Here is a 16,585-nt window from a genome sequence, read left to right as displayed (position 1 = left end):
CAGCGGCCGTGACAGACTGGTGCCATGCTGCTCGACGTGCTCGTGAGGACCTTGGAAGCCGTCGCGGCCACCCGCTCCCGGCTGGCAAAGGTCAACGAACTTGCAGACCTGCTGCTCCGGCTCGAGCCCGCGGACATCCCGACGGCGGTCGGCCTGCTCACCGCAAAGCCTCGCCAGGGCCGAGTCGGGATCGGCTGGAGCGCCATGCGGGCGTCCAGGGGCGAGCCCGCTCCGGAGCCGAATCTCACCATTGCCCACCTCGACGCTGCGTTGGACCGACTGCAGGCAGCCGCAGGCGCTGGCTCGACCGTGGAACGCGCCGCCACCCTTCGGACTCTGATGGCGGAAGCCACCGAACGAGAGCAGGCCTTCATCGCCGGCGTGCTGCTCGGAGAACTTCGTACCGGTGCACTCGAAGGAGTACTGACGGATGCGGTTGCCCGCGCCGCAGGCCGGCCGGTCGAGGCCGTACGCCGCGCAGCGATGCTCTCCGGCGATCTCGGCGGGACCGCCCTGCTGGCGATCACGGGCACCGCGGCCCAGCTTAACGCCGTCGGCCTCGTCGTCGGGCGTCCCGTGCAGCCCATGCTCGCCGCAACCGCGGCCAGTGCCAGCGAGGCGCTGGAGGCGACGGGGGAAGCGTCGGTGGAATACAAGCTCGACGGCGCACGCATCCAGGTTCACCGTGCCGGCGACGACGTGCGCATCTACACCCGCACCCTGGCCGAAGTGACCCACCGGCTGCCTGAGGTGGTGGAGGTGGTGCGCGGACTGCCCGTGCGCGATGTGATTCTCGACGGCGAGACTCTAGCCCTGGACGAGGACGGCGGCCCCCGGCCGTTCCAGGAGACCATGTCCCGGTTCGGGGCGAACGCGGCACGCACCACGCTGCTGCATCCGTGGTTTTTCGACGTGCTGCACATCGACGGGCGCGACCTGCTCGACGAGCCGCTGTCCACACGCATCGGCGTGCTCGAGCGCATCGCCCCCGGTCACCGCATCCCGGGGAAAATCACTGCGGATGCGGCTATTGCCGAGAGAGTGTCGCGCGATGCGCTGGCCGCCGGCCATGAGGGTGTGGTCGTGAAGGCGGTAGGCTCGGCCTACGCCGCCGGCCGGCGGGGTTCGAACTGGATCAAGGTAAAGCCGGTGCTCACCTACGACCTGGTGGTGCTCGCCTGCGAATGGGGGTCAGGACGGCGCACCGGGCTGCTGTCGAACCTGCACCTCGGCGCCCTGGACCCTGTTGGCGAGTTCGGCGACCCCGGCGGCTACGTGATGGTGGGCAAGACTTTCAAGGGCCTCACCGACGCGCTGCTGCAATGGCAGACCGAAAGGTTCCAGGAGTTGGAGTTGCGGCGGTCGGCCGGTACGGTGTGGACCGAGCCGGTTACCGTGGTCGAGATCGCCATCGACGGCGTCCAACACTCTCCCCGCTATCCGGGTGGAATCGCCCTTCGGTTCGCACGCGTCAAGCGCTACCGTGACGACAAGACGGCCGCGGAGGCCGACACCATCCAGACGTTGCGCGCTCTGCTCCATACCCCACGGGGCAGAAAGTTATCGGCCGCGCCGGCGGAACCAGATTCGGGAAGAGACGCCCCACTCCCGCAAAATTGATGGTTTAGCGTTTTCCGTGCAGGTGCGTGCACGAGCTTCAGATCCCAGCAGCGGCGAAGGTCCTGATGACCCGACGCTCGTCACGTGCCAAGCACTCCGGTCAGGCCCTGGCTGAGGACCCTAAATTAGGATATTGCTTAGTTGAAGGCAAGCCGGGTCAACGGCGCGATTCTCTGGGCAATTCTGCAATTGTTGTTCTAGCTCTTACCAATCCCATTCACCACCCGCTGGATGGAAGAGCCCGGGTTCGTGCAGATCCTACCCTTTTAGGGTTGGGGATGCGGTCGGTTTAGTCGGCAGGGCGGAGCTGGGACCGGACCACGACAATCCCCGGACCGTAGCGCTTATCCATCGCCTTCTGCAGCGACCCGTCGTCGTGGGGAACGAACCGGAAGAGGTAACCGTTTTCGACCAGCGTGTCTGCCACGGGTCGCTCTGTCTCCCATATCTCGCGTTGGATTTGCTGCAAGCGCGCTTTGGTCCCGGCGCCAGGGTGGCGTGGATCCTGTCGAGGATCCGGTTCTCCCCATGATTCGTTGGACGAGATGCTTCGTGGGGGTCTTGTGACGGTGAAACTGGTTCCGTCCCAGGTCCCGTGGACCACGAAGTCTCCGTAGGTTACGTTAGCCACTGTCTCTTCGCCGTCCGCTAGTGACCAGTCCCAGCCGCGGAGAGGCGGGCCAGTACATAAGGGCGGATCGGAGGTGGCCATGCCACCCATACAGAATTCGGGCAGCCCGGTTCCCTCCTGACGCACCAACCCGCGGCCCACAAGCTCTCCAGGCACGGCCGTTGTGGACTGTTGCTCCCCAGGACCTGGCGGCAATTCGCCGGCAGGTGGCCGGGGCGGGGTACAAGCTGACAACACCGCCGAGAGCACGGCAACGACCGCGCAACCAACAAGCCTTGGTCTCATAGGAACAGTATGGTCCGGCCATGGCTATTCAACAGGACCAAGAATCGTGTACGCAGTCCGATGGACAGCCCCGGCCTCTGCCAGCCAAAATCCTGCCAGGCAGGGCCTATGTCGCAGGGTGGCGCGGGGACAGCCGGTGCGGCGGAAGGGATCAGGTCCCGACAGCGCTGGGATACCAAACAAGCCAAGGAACGATTAGACGACAGCTAGAACCAGCGGAAGTGGCATGACGTTGACGCTTTATCAAGGCGTGCTGTTCTGGCCGGGGATCGTCCTTGTGGCCGTCAGTTGCTGGCAATTGGTTAGGGCGATACGGCGCGGACCTGACGCGCATACGCTGCAGGACCGAAAAAGGACATTTAGGAGAATTGCGCTCTTTTGCGCGACCGGGGCCATGTTACTTCTTGGTCTAGTTCTTGTTGGCTGAGGCCTGCAGCCTCCAGTCGCCGCCCGTGTCGACGTCTAGTGCATTCTGCTGGACAGCTAGGACCGTCCGTTGGAGATTTCCACTTAGCAAAGAGGCAGCTCCGCGGAACGGATTATTGTGGGCTCTGGTGAAGAGCTTAATGGGAGTCCGATATGAATCGGCGGGATAAGGAGCGTCGCCGAGCCGTGCGGCGCATCTTCGTTGATACGGACCTTGCGGACTTGGGGTTCGGGGGTGTCGCGTTCCCTGTATACGAATATGACACCGAGGCGGACTTGGCCATGTCCTGGCTGGCTAATGGACTTTCTCCAGCTGAGGTAGCAGCACGCGTTAGTCGCTACATTCAGACGAACTGGGGCGTCCCCGTATCCGATCGCAAAGCAGAGCAGCTTGTACACGCTCTTGCCCTGCTCCGTTCGAAGCCTGAATGGCAGGAATAGGAGTCTGGCGAGGAACGCTTTGTCCCGGTCGGCGTTCCAGAAGGAGCAGTGGACGCTCCGATCCAAACCTGGCTACAGCGCCCGCCCGCGGCCTTCCCAATCTGCCCTAACCGCCTCTTCCTCATCCCAGAACGTGCCGTCGTGATGGCGGACGCGCAACAGGAACGCCAGGTACATTGCCGACAAGACCACCATTGCTAACGCCGCCGCGACGACGGCGAGTGGAGGGTGGCACACCGGCATGGCGACACGGTGACGGAGTGGCCGACTGAAGGCGACGGCTGGCCAACTGGCCCACGGCTGAAAAGTACGGCGTTGTCCTGACGGAGGTCTATGTCCGGTTCAGGTCAGAGCCGATGTCCAACAACCAGGTCCTGTCATTCCACCGAAGTGCGAATTCAACGTCCGCTGGGCGCCCGGATGAGTCCTGGGTGCTTACCCGCACGGCGACGAATTCCGGGGCGGCCTCGGACGAATAGGACGTGGAGTATCCGGAGTCTTTCACCCCACCCCAGTCCGAAATCATCATCTGCGCGTACCCGTCGGCATACTGCGGGCCAGGCTGAGAAAGTTTGATTAGCTGGTCCTTGTCCGCGGCGTGCAAAGCCTGCATGACCGATGAGACGGTCGCATCGCGTGCACCGAGATCCGGCTTCGGCCCGTTCATGCAACCAGTCGAGACCAGCAGAATAAGACATGCCATAACGGTCGGGGCCAGAAAACGGATCTTCATTTCCCGATCCTATAGTTCCTGTCTCACCAAGGACATTGCTGACTGGTAGCTAATAACCCGCGTAGACTCGCCCCGACGACGAGAGTCCGGGGGGATGGATGAGCTCTTCGACGGCGCATACGTGCACAATGTGCGTGCTGCAGACGTCGGCTGCAGGGAGGCCACGAGCTCCGCTTCGGCGTCTGGGTCGCCGTCCACCCGCACGACATTCAGCGGGTCGCCTCTGTCTGGAACGCCCCGAGTAAAGCGAGCTGAAGCTCAACGGCTACCTGGCCAACAGGATCGGGCCATGGGGTGTGTTTGCCATCCCGGTCAATGTTGCTGTGCTGAGCCCGGAATCAGGCCCAGCGCCTCAACCCGCCGCACGAGGCAAGTCGCGGCCTGAAAATCATTAAGCATCATCATGGCGTTGCAGCCTCCTTCAGATATCTCATCGCACAAAAAATGAAGACTGCAGGATCAAGTGCCCGTTAAAGGAGCGGGCAACCCGGCACAGAGTCCCAGTCCCTGCCACCGCCAGGAAACGGGCCTTCCTCTGGATCTCCACACGGCAGGAGGGCGCGAGAAGCGTCCTGTCCAGCGGGACGCAACTAGGGGGTCTCGGGGGAAACGGGAAACATAGGGGCCATGACTTCGCCGCGACTCTCAGATTTTTCTGGCTCACAGGAAACGAAATCGACCAAGACGGTCATCGTCTATTCCGCCTATAACGCGGCCCCCGTCGGCCTCACCGAGGACAACGAAGCCGAGGACCTTTGGTACGCGGCCCTCAGGTCGGACTCCCGCATCGGTGGCCTCGAGCTGCCAGTGTTCGGCGGCCAACTCCACCCACGTGGACTAGCCAGGTTGAGCAACCTTCTCGATCCCGGATGGTGCAACACGGTCAGTGCGATGTCAGTCACGCTGACCGCCACGAAAACCGACCACGGCTATGGCTTGGCCTCGGAGGACCCCGCCGGCCGCGAGCGGGCCCTAAGCGACATCGCGTCAGCCCGGATGGAGACCCTCCGTTTACAGGAACGGCTTGGGCGGACTTCGGTGCGCGCCTTTGCACTACAGTCAGCTCCGCGCGCCGACCGCTCCAGCGTGTCTGCTTTCACCGACTCCCTCAGCCAAATTGCCAGCTGGGACTGGGGAGATATCGAACTTCTTGTCGAGCACTCGGACGCCCTGGTACCAGGCCAAGCGCCACAGAAGGGCTATCTGACCGTCGAAGAAGAGGTGGTGGCCGTGCAGTCGGCGACCTATTCAGGAGGTCCGCGCATCCGACATCTCGTTAACTGGGGCAGGTCGGCCATCGAGGGACGCAGCGCTACGACACCCTTTGAGCACGTCGAGAAACTCGGCGACAGACTGGGTGCATTCGCTTTCTCCGGCGCGGCCCCGGTGGCGACTGAACGCAGCGCGGAATGGGAGGACGTACATCTCGGCCTCGCATCAGACGAGCCAGGGTCACTGCTCGATTCAGACGGCGCCCGCCGACTCCTGGCCAAGCTTCCGAATGAGCTTTCCTATATAGGAGTCAAGACGGGTGCGGCCGTCGGCTCCCGAGGCACGGAACGACTTCACCTCGGCCTTTCCATGCTTGACACCCTTTGCTGAGTCCCATGCACGTACGCGGATTGGCGTGGCGCAGCCCGGGCGCGAGAGCCCTGGGGCAACGCCAATCGCGGGGCTATACAAGGTTATCCACTTGAAGCTCGTGCGGTCTGGGGTCACGAAGCCGGCCTTGTCGGAAAGAAGAAATGTGGTGACGTTCGCGATCCCCTCCGGAGGACTTCCTTCAGTGCGGTGGGCCACCAGCGGCGTCTCAGCGTAGCCGGGCCGCTCGCGTTGACGCGCAGCCCCGAGATCCATATTCAGCCGCATCGTTCTTGGTCAGGCTCACAACGCCGTGCTTGGCCGGGGTGTATGCGGCATTTTCCGGGACAGCGTCCTCATTGGCCCCGCGCCTCCCGGAATTGATTTTCCCCACGTCGAAAACAACCCGCCAGGTGCCGGCATGGACCAATGCGTCCATCACCTCTATGCATTGGGCCACCGCCAAATCGCCACATCGGCGGGCCGCCCTCCAGGATCCAACCAAAGATCCGCACTGAAGCGTTCCTCGAAGCCATGGCGTCCGTGGGGCTGAAGCCAGTCTCGACAATTTCAACTGACTACACCACCGGCGCTGCAGTTTCCGCCACCAAACGCGCCATGGCACAGACGAAGGCGCCAACAGCATTCATATATCGGCCGGACCTGATGGCAATGGCAGGCATGCACTACCTGCGTGGAACCGGCGTCGAAATCCCCCGCGACGTTTCCGTGGTGGGCTTTGACGACCAGCGGGTGGCCGAGTACATGAACCCAGGTCTGACTACTGTGGCTCGCAACAGCACCCAACGCGGCACGCACGCAGCGACCGAACTGCTCAGGCTGCTAGGGGTGGATCTCCCCGGGCCCGGACCCCTCGACGCTCCGCGCCTGATTGTGCGCGGCTCAAGCGGCCCAGCCCCGAACGATAAGGCCTCGGCGGAAGGAGGGGCGAAGCCATAGCCCTGCACAACATGGCGGCCCTAGGGACGCCACCGTCGGGATATGCTCGCTGCTCCCGCCTACAGTTGCCCCCACGCCATGGTCCCCTCCCAACTACCGGTCGTTGTCGGAGCCCATCCGCCCGACCGTCACCGGTCCCGGAACCCGTAAAACACCGACACCCTGAACCCAACGGCGCGACCTGCCGAAACTGCCCGCCCCGACGTCGGGCGACAGCATCAAGAAGGAAGGATTTTGAGCGAAGCAGACGGAACTGGACGAGACTGTAGAAACGATGCCCCGGCGGGGCCTGATCGCCGCGGCACGGGACTTCTTCAGCTCGGCCTTCCATGCTTGACATCCTTTGTTGAGTCCGACGCAATGTTGGCGGACTAACGAAACGGCGGTGTAGCCGCCGTCGACGAGTATGTGGCCAGCCGGTCACGGAGCTGGCCTTCCGGACGTGTTGGGGCAGGTACGGCTGGGAAACCTTGATCCCTCAGGTTTCCCAGCCGTTGCACGATCACAACCGTGCGGTTCATCGATGGTAGCGAGCCAATCGAAGAACTCTAGGGCTCCTTAGCTTGCTGCCTGTTGCGTGGCCCGGGAGGTCACCAGTGCCAAGACGGAGGCCAGGAGCAGGACTGCTGCACTACAGGCGAACGTGCCGCCATAGCCGATGGAGTCGAACAGGAGACCGCCCACGGTGGAGCCGAGGGCGATGCATGTCTGGACCACAGCCACCATGAGTCCGCCGCCCTGTTCGGCGTTGTGCGGCAGGGCCTTGGCGATCCAGCTCCACCAGGCGACTGGTGCCGAGGTTCCCAGCAGTCCCCACAGTCCCAGGAGAACCACGACGGCGACGAGCCAGGCGCCGAAAGGAATCAGGGCCGCCGCGATAAGAGCCATCAGGGCGGGAATGACAGTTAGCGTCCTGTACAGGCCGGGTCCGAGGAAGCGGCCGATCAGCACGGTGCCGGCAAAACCGCTCACGCCAAGGACGAGCAGCACGAGGGAGACCGCGGTCACGTCGATCCGGGTCACCGTCTCCAGGAACGGGCGGACGTAGGTGAACAGGATGAACTGGCCCATAAAGAAGGCGCCGCAGGCGGCCATGCCCCACGCGACGGGCGGTTCGCGGAGGGCCGTGAAGATCGTGAAGATGTCCCGGACCCTCCTCGACCGATGGGGAGCGGTAAGGGACGGCAGGCTGAACCACAGCCAGGCAAGGCAGAGAGCTGACACCGGAACCAGGCAGAAAAATGCTCCCCGCCAACCAATGATCGAGCCCAAGTAGCTGCCCAAAGGCGCTGCCAACACGGTAGCGAGGGCGTTTCCGCCGTTGACGATCGCGAGGGCGCGGGGCACCCGAGCCGCGGGCACCAACCGTATCGCCGTCGCAGCCGACATCGACCAGAAGCCGCCAATCACCACACCGATGAACGCCCGGCCGATCATGAAAGGAAGATAGCCCGGAGCCAGCGCGATCAGGGCACCGGAGAAGCCCATCAGCGCTGTCAGCCAGATCATCAGGGTTTTGCGGTTGATGCTCCCGGCCAGGGTGGAGATTGACAGGCTTGTCAGCACAGCGAACAGTCCTGAGATTGCTATGCCTTGCCCGACCATGCCCTCGGAGACCTGCAGATCCGCGGCCATGGGCGTCAGCAGACTCACGGGCATAAACTCGGAGGCCACCAATGCAAAGGCGCCGAACGACATGGCGAAGACGCCTCCCCAGTGTCCGGAGCGGTGCTCGTCGCCGATTGATCCCTGCGTTTCGCGTTCAGCGACGGACGTGTCGGGTGACATGAGTTGCCTTATCGTGTAGTTCTTTTTCGGTCCGGTGATCCACCGGTATTCCGAGCGTACTGATGCTGAGGCAGGTTCCGGGAGGCCCAGCCAGAGCCCCCCAAGCACCGGATTTTCCGCGGGGCGGCTGGACCCGGCAGGCTGAGCGGCCTTGGGTGGCCGTCAGCCGCCGGGTCCAGTCTGCTTAGGATTCGGCGAGCACGTCCTGGGATTCCTTGATGCGGTCCTCGGCGAATTCGATGCCGAAGCCCGGGAGCGTCGGGAGGGAAAAGGAGCCTCCTTGCGGGGCGGGGGCGTCGATCTCGAAGTAGTGCCGTTCGGGTTCGTGGTGGAAGAGGTATTCGACGCGCGGGCAGGCCTCGGGTGGCTGGCTCGCAACAACGTGCAGTGCAGCGCGGATGCCGTGGCCGTGCGGGATCACGGGGACGCCGAATGTTTCTGCCATGGCGCACATCCGGACCAGGTCGGTGGTGCCGCCGCACCATTCCGGATCTACCTGAAGGACGCCGAGCAGCCCGCGTTGGAGGAACGGAAGGATATCGTGGCGGTCGTAGAGGTGTTCGCCGGTTGCGAGCGGGATGTTGGTTGACGCCTGGAGCTGGGCGAAAGACTCGATGGCGCCGGCAGGGAACGGTTCCTCGAGCCAGTCAGGGCGCAGGTGCTCCACACGCGCGCACCAGCGCCGGGCATAGGCGAGGTCCCAGCTCATGAAGGCATCGAACATCAGCTCGGAGCGGTCCCCGACCGTGGCACGGGTCCGCTCCACGAGGGCCACATTGCGTTCCATTCCTTCGGCACCCTGCGCTGGCCCGTCGGAGAAGAACCATTTCTGGGCGGTGTAGCCCTCATCGAGGAGCTGCGCGGCGGTTTCCTCCACCTCGCCCTCGCCGTGGAACGTTCCGAGCGTGCTGGCGTACGCAGGAATCCGGGTTCGGCCGGATCCTCCGAGCAGCCGCCAGACCGGCAGGCCCAGCAGCCGCCCCTTCAGGTCCCACAGGGCGTTGTCGACCGCGCTGATCGCGATCTTGCGGTTTCCGTGGCGGGAGTGCCGGTTTGCCCGCTGAAGCATGTCCCAGATGAAGGTAATCGCCAGCGGGTCGAGGCCCAGAAGGGATTTGGCCATTCCCTCTGCCAGGGGTGCGACGGCCTCTTGGTCAATGGGACCGTAGCGGCCCGTCACGCCGGCCGTCGTTCCGATCTCGAGATAGAGTAACGACTTGCGCCGTGGACCCGCCGGCAGCTGCCACCCGTCGGCGGGGTGGTACTGGTCGTAGACGCTGATTGCCCTTGATTGCGGAGGGAATCCGCGGTTCGAGGGATCGTCGGGAATGAGGGCGGAGACCTCGATCATCCGGACCGAGGATATCTTTGCGTCAATCATGCGTGTGCCTTCCAAAATACGTTCGCGTTGTCGGCCTCCGGGTGAGCAACCTCCACGTTGTCCCGCCCGACTATGTCAAGGGTTGTGATCTTCATTGTTCTCGTCTCTGTGACTTACAGGTCGATTCCGATGTACTTTTCTTCGAGGAATTCCAGGATTCCTTCGGAGCTTCCTTCCCGGCCCAATCCGCTTTGCTTCATGCCGCCGAAGGGTGCGGCGGGGTCGCTGAGCACGGCCCGGTTCACCGCGACCATACCGGCGTCGATGCGCTGGGCGACGGCGAGGGCTGGGGCCTGCTCGCCGTAGACGTAGGCGATGAGTCCGTAGATGGTGTCGTTGGCCATCCGCACGGCGTCATCGACGTCGTCATACTCAATGACGGCGGTCACCGGGCCGAAAATCTCGGTCTGCGTGATGGGGCTGTCGTGGGTGACGCCGGTGAGGACGGTCGGCGGATAGAAGGCTCCGTGCCCGGAGGCTTCACCTCCGGTGAGGATGTGCGCGCCTGACTCGACGGCGGCCGTGACCAGGTCGGCTACTTTGTCGCGTTCCTGGACGGAGACGAGCGCTCCGAGCTGGTTTGCCCGGTCGGAGCCGGGCCCGACGCGCCATGTGGCGAGCTCGGTGGCCATCCGTTCGGCGAACTCGGCCGCCAGGGAGGAATGGACGTAGAAGCGGTTCGCGGCGGTGCACGCCGACCCGCCGTTGCGCATCTTGGCAATCAGTGCGCCTTCGACGGCGGCCTTGAGGTCCGCGCCGGGGAGGATGACGAAGGGAGCGTTACCGCCGAGCTCCATGGACGCACTGACGACGTTGTCGGCCGCCTCGTGCAGCAGCACCCGGCCTACTTCGGTGGAGCCGGTGAAGCTGACCTTCCGGACCTCGGGGTGGTGCAGCATGCGTGCGACGGCGGGACCGGTGGGGACGGGGGTGACCAGGTTGACCACTCCGTCCGGGACGCCGGCGCGGCGGAGGGCGTCCACCACGAACGCCGCGGTGAGGGGTGTTTCCCGGGCGGGCTTGAGGATGACCGTGCAGCCGGCGGCGAGGGCGGGGGCGATTTTGCGGGTGGCCATCGCTGCGGGGAAGTTCCAGGGGGTGATGAGCAGGGCGACGCCGATGGGCTGGTGGGTGACGATGATGTGCTTGTCGCCGCTGGGCGAGAGCCGGAAGTCGCCGCGGACGCGCACCGCTTCTTCGGCGAACCAGCGGAAGAACTCGATGGCGTAGGAGGCTTCGCCCAGGGCGTCGGCGTAGGACTTGCCGTTTTCGAGCACGATGGTCTCGGCCAGCTGCTCCTTTTCTTCGGTGAGGATCTCAAAGGCCCGTCGAAGTATTTCGCCGCGTACCCGCGGCGCGGTCGCGGACCAGGCGGGCAGCGCGGCGGAGGCGGCTTCGACGGCGGCGTCGCAGTCGGTTTCGTCCGCGATGGCGAAGGAGGCGAGTTCGTCCCCTGTGGCGGGGTCGATGACGGGGAACCTGTTGCCGGTGGTTCCGGGCGTCCAGCGCCCGCCAATAAAGAGGTCGGAAAGGTGGTTCACTGCTGGTTTTCGCTTTCGGTCGAGGCTGCGGTGGGAACGGGTTTCAGCGCGGTGCGGTCGCCGTTGAGGGCGGCGCGCACGATGCGGTGGAGGTTCTCCTCCGTGGGTTCAAGGACTGAGTTCGTGACGAGCCGGCGCACGGTGAGGGACAGTTCCACGATGCGGGGCAGGTCCGCCTCGGTGACGCCGATGGCTGCCAGGTGATTGGGCAGTCCGATGTCGGCCATGATGGCGGCGACCTCGTCGATGGCGTTTTGGGCCGATTCCTCGGTGCTGTCTGTAGCGACGCCGAGTGCTTGGGCGATGTCGGCCAGGCGCCGGGCGTCGGTGGCCAGGAGCGCCTGCATCACGTAGGGCAGCAGCATTCCGGTTCCGAGCCCGTGCGGCGTGTGAGTGAGCGCGCCGACCGGGTATTGGATGGCGTGGGAGAGGTGGGTTCCGGCGGTGCCGAATGCCATGCCCGCCAGGAGGCTGGCATAGGCCATGCGGGAGCGGGCCTGGAAGTCCTGCCCGTCCCGGACGGCACCGCGCAGCGAGAGCCCGATGAGCCGGATGGCCTCCAGGGCCAGTGTGGAGCTCAGGAGGTTCTCGCCGACGAAGACCGGCAGCTGGTCCGCCCATTGCGGGGCGTGGTTGTTGGAGGTGTACGCCTCGATGGCGTGCACCAGCGCGTCCGCGCCGGCGCTGGCCGTGACCGCGGCCGGTGCACCGACCATGAGCCGGGGATCGACGACGGCCGCCCGCGGGATCAGGTAGGGGCTGGAGATGCCCACCTTGAGCTCCCGGTCAGGGTCGGCCAGGACCGCGACCGGGGTGACCTCGCTGCCGGTGCCGGAGGTTGTTGGTACCGCTACGAGGGGGATCACCGGTCCGGGGACCTGGTTCTCGCCATAGAACCGGTTCAGGGGCGTGCCGTGGGCCAGGCCCAGGGCGATCAGCTTTGCCAGGTCGAGTGCGCTGCCACCGCCGAAGCCGACAATGACCTGCGGACGGGTAAGCACCGCCCGTTCGATCGCTTCTTCGACGACGGCGACGGGCAGCTCGGGAACAACCTGGGTGTCCACGGTCACGGCCACGTCCAGGGCCTCCAGCTCCTGCAGGAGCTGGTTGAAAGCTTCGGTCGAGGCCAGGAACGGATCGCAGACCACCAGTGCCCTGTGTCCCAGGGAAGCGACAGTCCGGGCAATACCGGACCGGCACCCGTCACCGAAGGCGATCGAGTCGGGCAGCCGCAGCAGCCCGAAGGAATTGGCGATATCAGTCATGGGAAAGTCCTTCCGCGTAGTTGAGGGCCAGCGCCCAAACCTCGTCATCGATTGGCACGCCGATAGCGGCCCGCTCTTCTCTGGTCCGCCGTGCCCGGTCTCCAGGGATGTCGGCCGGGCCGGCGACGCCGCTGTCCCGGACCTGGGCCAGGTAGTCGGTCAAAGCGGGCATCATGCCGGTCAGGCCCAGTTTTTCCAGGCTCACAGTGATCAGCAGGTCGCCCTTCGTGGCAGGGAACTCCGTGTCCAGCGTTCCCACAACATCGGTCCCGAAGGCGGTGGAGGTCAGGGTGCCGACAAGAGCTTCGAGCGCTATCCCCAGCGCGTAGCCTTTGGGGCCGCCGAACGGAGAGATTGCTCCCCCATCTACTGCGGCCGCGGCGTCAGTGGTCGGGTGGCCCAGGGCGTCCACGGCCCAGCCTGGCTGCAGGGCCCTGCCCGTAGCGGCGTAGTCGATGATCTTGCCCATCGAGACGGAAGCCGTGGACATGTCAAGCACCAGTGGCTCCCCCGCCGTCGGGACGCCAATGCCAATTGGATTGGTTCCCACGCTGGCGCCCCGTCCTCCCCAGGCATGGACCAGGGCCTCGCTGGTGGTCAGCAGTACCGCGACCTGGCCGCGGCGCGCGATCGATTCGACGTAGGGGGCGAGCATGCCGATGTGGCTCGAGTTGGAAATAGCAGCCATCGCTATTCCCGTGTCGTCGGCCTTGGCCACTACTTCGTCGATGGCCGTGTAAGCCACGACAGGTCCGAAAGCGCGGTTCCCATCCACGCGCAGGACCGCCGGGGCCACCCACTCCATGTCGGGCTCGGCGTCCGGGACAATGAGGCCCCGACGCATCCGCTCGATCAGAACCGCCAGCCTGCGGATGCCGTGGGACGCGTGCCCGCGCAGTTCTCCTTCCACCAGGTTCGCGGCCTGGATGTCGGCGTGGGGCCTCGAGGCCCCATTCGCCGCCAACGCATCGCTGATCACCTTCCGCAGATCGCCGCTTGGCACGACAATGGCTTCGGAGGCACTTTCCTTGGCGCTTGTTTTCATTGATCCCTCCTCTGTATAACTCCTAAGATCATCCACACAGGAAAGGCAGCCTCCCATGCCCCGTCCCGCAGAGCAGGACGCCGGTTCCGCGTCCTCACTATCGCGCGGCCTCGCGCTTCTTGACTTGTTCACCTCCCCCGACCAGGTCCTCAGCATCAGCGAAATTGCCCGGCGCTCCGGCGTCCCCAAGTCCACAGCGCACCGGCTCGTACTGGACCTCATCGACTGGGGAGCCCTGGAGCGCAATGCCAGCGGTGTCAGCCTGGGCGTACGTCTTTTTGAGCTGGGATCGCTGGTCCCGTCCTCCAGCACCTTGAGGGATCTGGCGCTCCCGTTCGCCCACAACCTCAACGAAGTCACCAAGCTCACCAGCAACATCGCGATCCGCGAGGGCAACGAGGTCCTCTACATCGAAAAGATCACCACCAGGACCCTGAAGGTTCCGCACTCCCGCGTCGGCGGCCGCGCCAGGATGCACGCAACCGCATTGGGCAAGGCGATTCTGGCGTTCAGTGATCCGGAGTTCGTTGACTCGGTCCTGAACGGACCGCTGCTGCAGCAGACAGAGAAGACCATCACCGACCCCGCCGAGCTGCGGAAGGAACTGAGGGAAGTTCGCCGGGAACGCGTCGCCTACGATGTCGAGGAGTCCCGGCTCGGTCTTTTCTGCGTCAGCGCACCGGTCTTCACCGGCCAGGGCGGCCCGGTGGCCGGCGCCATCTCCGTCACCGGCGCCACCGAACTCGCTATTGCCAAACGCTACGCACCCGCGGTCCTGGCCACTGCCATGGCCCTCAGCAGCGCCATCGGCACTGCCAAACGCCCCCGGCGACGCGTCGCCTCCTGAGCAGCGCAGCGCAGCTCGCCTGAACAGAACAGCGCCGTCGGAAAAGATACGAAGGGGTGCACGAATCCCTTTGCCTTCTGGTCGTTGTGCCAGGCAAGCATCGGCCCGCAGAGTGGAACGCGTCGTCATTGACGTCCCAACATCCGGGACAGCACCTGCCGCGCCGAAACGGATGGGCGTATCAATACTTAGGCCCCGAATGTGGGGCACAACACAAAGGAGTGACGTGACTACTACACCCACTAACGCAGCCCTCGCTGCGTTCGACGCACTGCAGGAGTTGTCGTCGGCTGAAAAGCGCGCGACGATTCGAAAAGTGACCCTGCGCCTGGTACCGATCCTGGCAATTGCCTATTTCTTTAATTCGTTGGAAAAAACCAACATCGGTCTCGCTGCCCTGCAGATGAACGAGTCCCTGGGCCTGACCACTGCGGCCTTCGGGCTGGCGTCCGGGCTGCTCTTCGTTGGGTACGCCGTCTTTGAAGTGCCCAGCAACCTCATCCAGTACAAGGTCGGTGCCCGCAAATGGCTGGCCCGGATCATGATCACCTGGGGGGCGTGTGCAGCAGCAACCGGCTTCGTCAACAGCGAAGCCAGCCTCTACGTCCTCCGCATCCTCCTCGGCATCGCCGAAGCCGGGTTCTACCCCGGCGTCATCCTGTACTTCACGCTCTGGGTTCCCAAGCAATACCGCGGAACCATGCTCTCGCTCTTCGTGCTCGGCGGCACCTTGTCAAGCGTCCTCGGCTCCCCTCTCACCGGCCTGTTGCTGACACCCGACCACTACTTCGGCATCGAGTCCTGGCGGGCGATGTTCGTCATCGAAGGCATCCCGGCAATGCTCGTCGGCGTAGCGTGCCTGTTCAAGCTTGTGGACCGTCCAGCCGACGCCAAATGGCTGACAGATCGCGAACGGAACTGGCTCGAGGGTTCCATCGCAGCGGAACACGCCCTCGTGGAATCCAGCCACTCCGGCAAGGGCGTGTTCCGGGCCCTGGGCGATATTCGGGTCCTGATGCTCTCCTTCATTTACTTCTGCCTGAAATGTGGCCAGTACGCCCTGGCGTTCTTCCTCCCGCTGATGATCGTGGCCTTCCAGACCCAGGCCGGCACCAAAATGTCCACCCTTCAGGTCAGTCTCATGGTGGCCATACCGGCACTCGTCGCCATCGCGCCAGCCATCCTCTGGGCCCGCCACTCCGACAAGACGGGCGAGCGATTCTGGCACGCGACCATCCCGGCGATCGTGGGGGCCATCGGGATCTGTGTCTCCGCCGTTCTGCACGAACCCGTGCTCATCATGGTCGCGATTTGCGTCGCCATGATCGGCCTGTCCTCGCAGAGCGCACCCTTCTACCAGATCCCTGGCTTCTTCCTTACCGGCGCAGCAGCTGCAACCGCATTCGGCCTGATCAACTCCCTCGGCAACCTGGGCGGGTTCGTCGCCCCCACCGTGTTCGGAGCACTCAAAGACGCCACAGGCAACTACGTGGCGCCCAGCCTCCTCATGGGCGGATTCCTGATCGTCGCCGCCGTACTCACCGCACTGCTCCCGAAGATGTTCAAGTCGCTGGACCCCAGGCAGCACGCTGCAGCTCCCGAGTCCCGGCCCGTTGTGGCTTCGAAGTAGGGCCCGAGCGTCGACAACAGGTAGTAGTCATACCCAAATAATTCACTGCCCCGGCGGTTTCTCCAGGAAACCCCGGGGCGGTGTCAACAGCTAGCCGGCCCGAACCTGTGCCGCAGAGAACATGAATGCAAGGAGTCACCACCATGAGTCGCAACATCTCGAGCTGGGACACCCTCGGAAGGGGCGATGAAATACAAGTCCTCGACGACGAGGCCGTCATAGCAAGCGGTCCGGTCGACGACTTCACGAACGACCGCGAAATCCTGTGGTTGGTCCCGTCGTTTGCCGTTGGGCGGTCCACTTCTCACCGAACGTACGGGGGCGGACGACGCATGTTCCATCGAGGGGATGGCTGGGACGTCAGACCAGCCGCCCCAGCTCCCGAGTAACTGAACTTCTCCGCTAGGAGCG

12 protein-coding genes are annotated in these 16,585 nt (G+C 64.4%); 5 read left to right on the top strand and 7 right to left on the bottom strand.

What is annotated here, in order from left to right; all coding sequences use genetic code 11:
- Window positions 1–24: 24 nt before the first annotated feature.
- Window positions 25–1,620, top strand: coding sequence for an ATP-dependent DNA ligase (locus ACFQ50_RS06200; RefSeq protein WP_377994654.1), 1,596 nt, complete (start codon window positions 25–27; stop codon window positions 1,618–1,620).
- Window positions 1,621–1,909: 289 nt separating this feature from the next.
- Here ACFQ50_RS06200 and ACFQ50_RS06195 read toward each other — a convergent pair whose 3' ends face one another.
- Window positions 1,910–2,047 (bottom strand): hypothetical protein, encoded by a 138-nt coding sequence (locus ACFQ50_RS06195; protein ID WP_377994653.1) that lies wholly within the window; start codon window positions 2,045–2,047, stop codon window positions 1,910–1,912.
- A 1,687-nt stretch (window positions 2,048–3,734) separates the two neighbouring features.
- Window positions 3,735–4,136, bottom strand: coding sequence for a hypothetical protein (locus ACFQ50_RS06190; protein ID WP_377994652.1), 402 nt, complete (start codon window positions 4,134–4,136; stop codon window positions 3,735–3,737).
- A gap of 627 nt (window positions 4,137–4,763) precedes the next feature.
- Here ACFQ50_RS06190 and ACFQ50_RS06185 point away from each other — a divergent pair.
- Both ACFQ50_RS06185 and ACFQ50_RS06180 read left to right on the top strand, forming a co-directional pair.
- The gene (locus ACFQ50_RS06185) at window positions 4,764–5,738 is read left to right on the top strand and encodes a DUF4862 family protein (protein ID WP_377994651.1); all 975 of its coding nucleotides are present in this window, start codon (window positions 4,764–4,766) and stop codon (window positions 5,736–5,738) included.
- A gap of 408 nt (window positions 5,739–6,146) precedes the next feature.
- The gene (locus tag ACFQ50_RS06180) at window positions 6,147–6,677 is read left to right on the top strand and encodes a substrate-binding domain-containing protein (RefSeq protein WP_377994650.1); all 531 of its coding nucleotides are present in this window, start codon (window positions 6,147–6,149) and stop codon (window positions 6,675–6,677) included.
- A 558-nt stretch (window positions 6,678–7,235) separates the two neighbouring features.
- Here ACFQ50_RS06180 and ACFQ50_RS06175 read toward each other — a convergent pair.
- The 5 genes from ACFQ50_RS06175 to ACFQ50_RS06155 form a co-directional block, all read right to left on the bottom strand.
- Window positions 7,236–8,465: an MFS transporter gene (locus tag ACFQ50_RS06175; RefSeq protein ID WP_377994649.1), complete on the bottom strand. Its 1,230-nt coding sequence runs from the start codon at window positions 8,463–8,465 to the stop codon at window positions 7,236–7,238.
- A 184-nt stretch (window positions 8,466–8,649) separates the two neighbouring features.
- The gene (locus tag ACFQ50_RS06170; protein ID WP_377994648.1) at window positions 8,650–9,846 is read right to left on the bottom strand and encodes an enolase C-terminal domain-like protein; all 1,197 of its coding nucleotides are present in this window, start codon (window positions 9,844–9,846) and stop codon (window positions 8,650–8,652) included.
- 113 nt (window positions 9,847–9,959) lie between these two features.
- The gene (locus ACFQ50_RS06165; protein WP_377994647.1) at window positions 9,960–11,387 is read right to left on the bottom strand and encodes an NAD-dependent succinate-semialdehyde dehydrogenase; all 1,428 of its coding nucleotides are present in this window, start codon (window positions 11,385–11,387) and stop codon (window positions 9,960–9,962) included.
- Entirely contained in the window at window positions 11,384–12,652 is a 1,269-nt protein-coding gene (locus ACFQ50_RS06160) for an iron-containing alcohol dehydrogenase (RefSeq protein ID WP_377994646.1), read from the bottom strand. The genes ACFQ50_RS06165 and ACFQ50_RS06160 overlap by 4 nt, the downstream gene beginning before the upstream one ends.
- Window positions 12,645–13,697, bottom strand: coding sequence for an Ldh family oxidoreductase (locus ACFQ50_RS06155; RefSeq protein WP_377994645.1), 1,053 nt, complete (start codon window positions 13,695–13,697; stop codon window positions 12,645–12,647). The genes ACFQ50_RS06160 and ACFQ50_RS06155 overlap by 8 nt, the downstream gene beginning before the upstream one ends.
- A 55-nt stretch (window positions 13,698–13,752) precedes the next feature.
- Here ACFQ50_RS06155 and ACFQ50_RS06150 point away from each other — a divergent pair, with 55 nt between their 5' ends.
- Both ACFQ50_RS06150 and ACFQ50_RS06145 read left to right on the top strand, forming a co-directional pair.
- Window positions 13,753–14,544, top strand: a complete 792-nt coding sequence (locus ACFQ50_RS06150) for an IclR family transcriptional regulator (RefSeq protein ID WP_377994643.1) — start codon at window positions 13,753–13,755, stop codon at window positions 14,542–14,544.
- Between the two features lie 226 nt (window positions 14,545–14,770).
- Window positions 14,771–16,174, top strand: coding sequence for an MFS transporter (locus tag ACFQ50_RS06145; protein WP_377994642.1), 1,404 nt, complete (start codon window positions 14,771–14,773; stop codon window positions 16,172–16,174).
- The last annotated feature ends 411 nt before the right edge of the window (window positions 16,175–16,585 follow it).

This window comes from Arthrobacter sp. NPDC056493, from assembly GCF_042795115.1.
Taxonomy (GTDB): domain Bacteria; phylum Actinomycetota; class Actinomycetes; order Actinomycetales; family Micrococcaceae; genus Arthrobacter.
The sequence above is the reverse complement of the archived record's forward strand: the minus strand, read 5'-3'. Positions and strand labels throughout refer to the sequence as shown.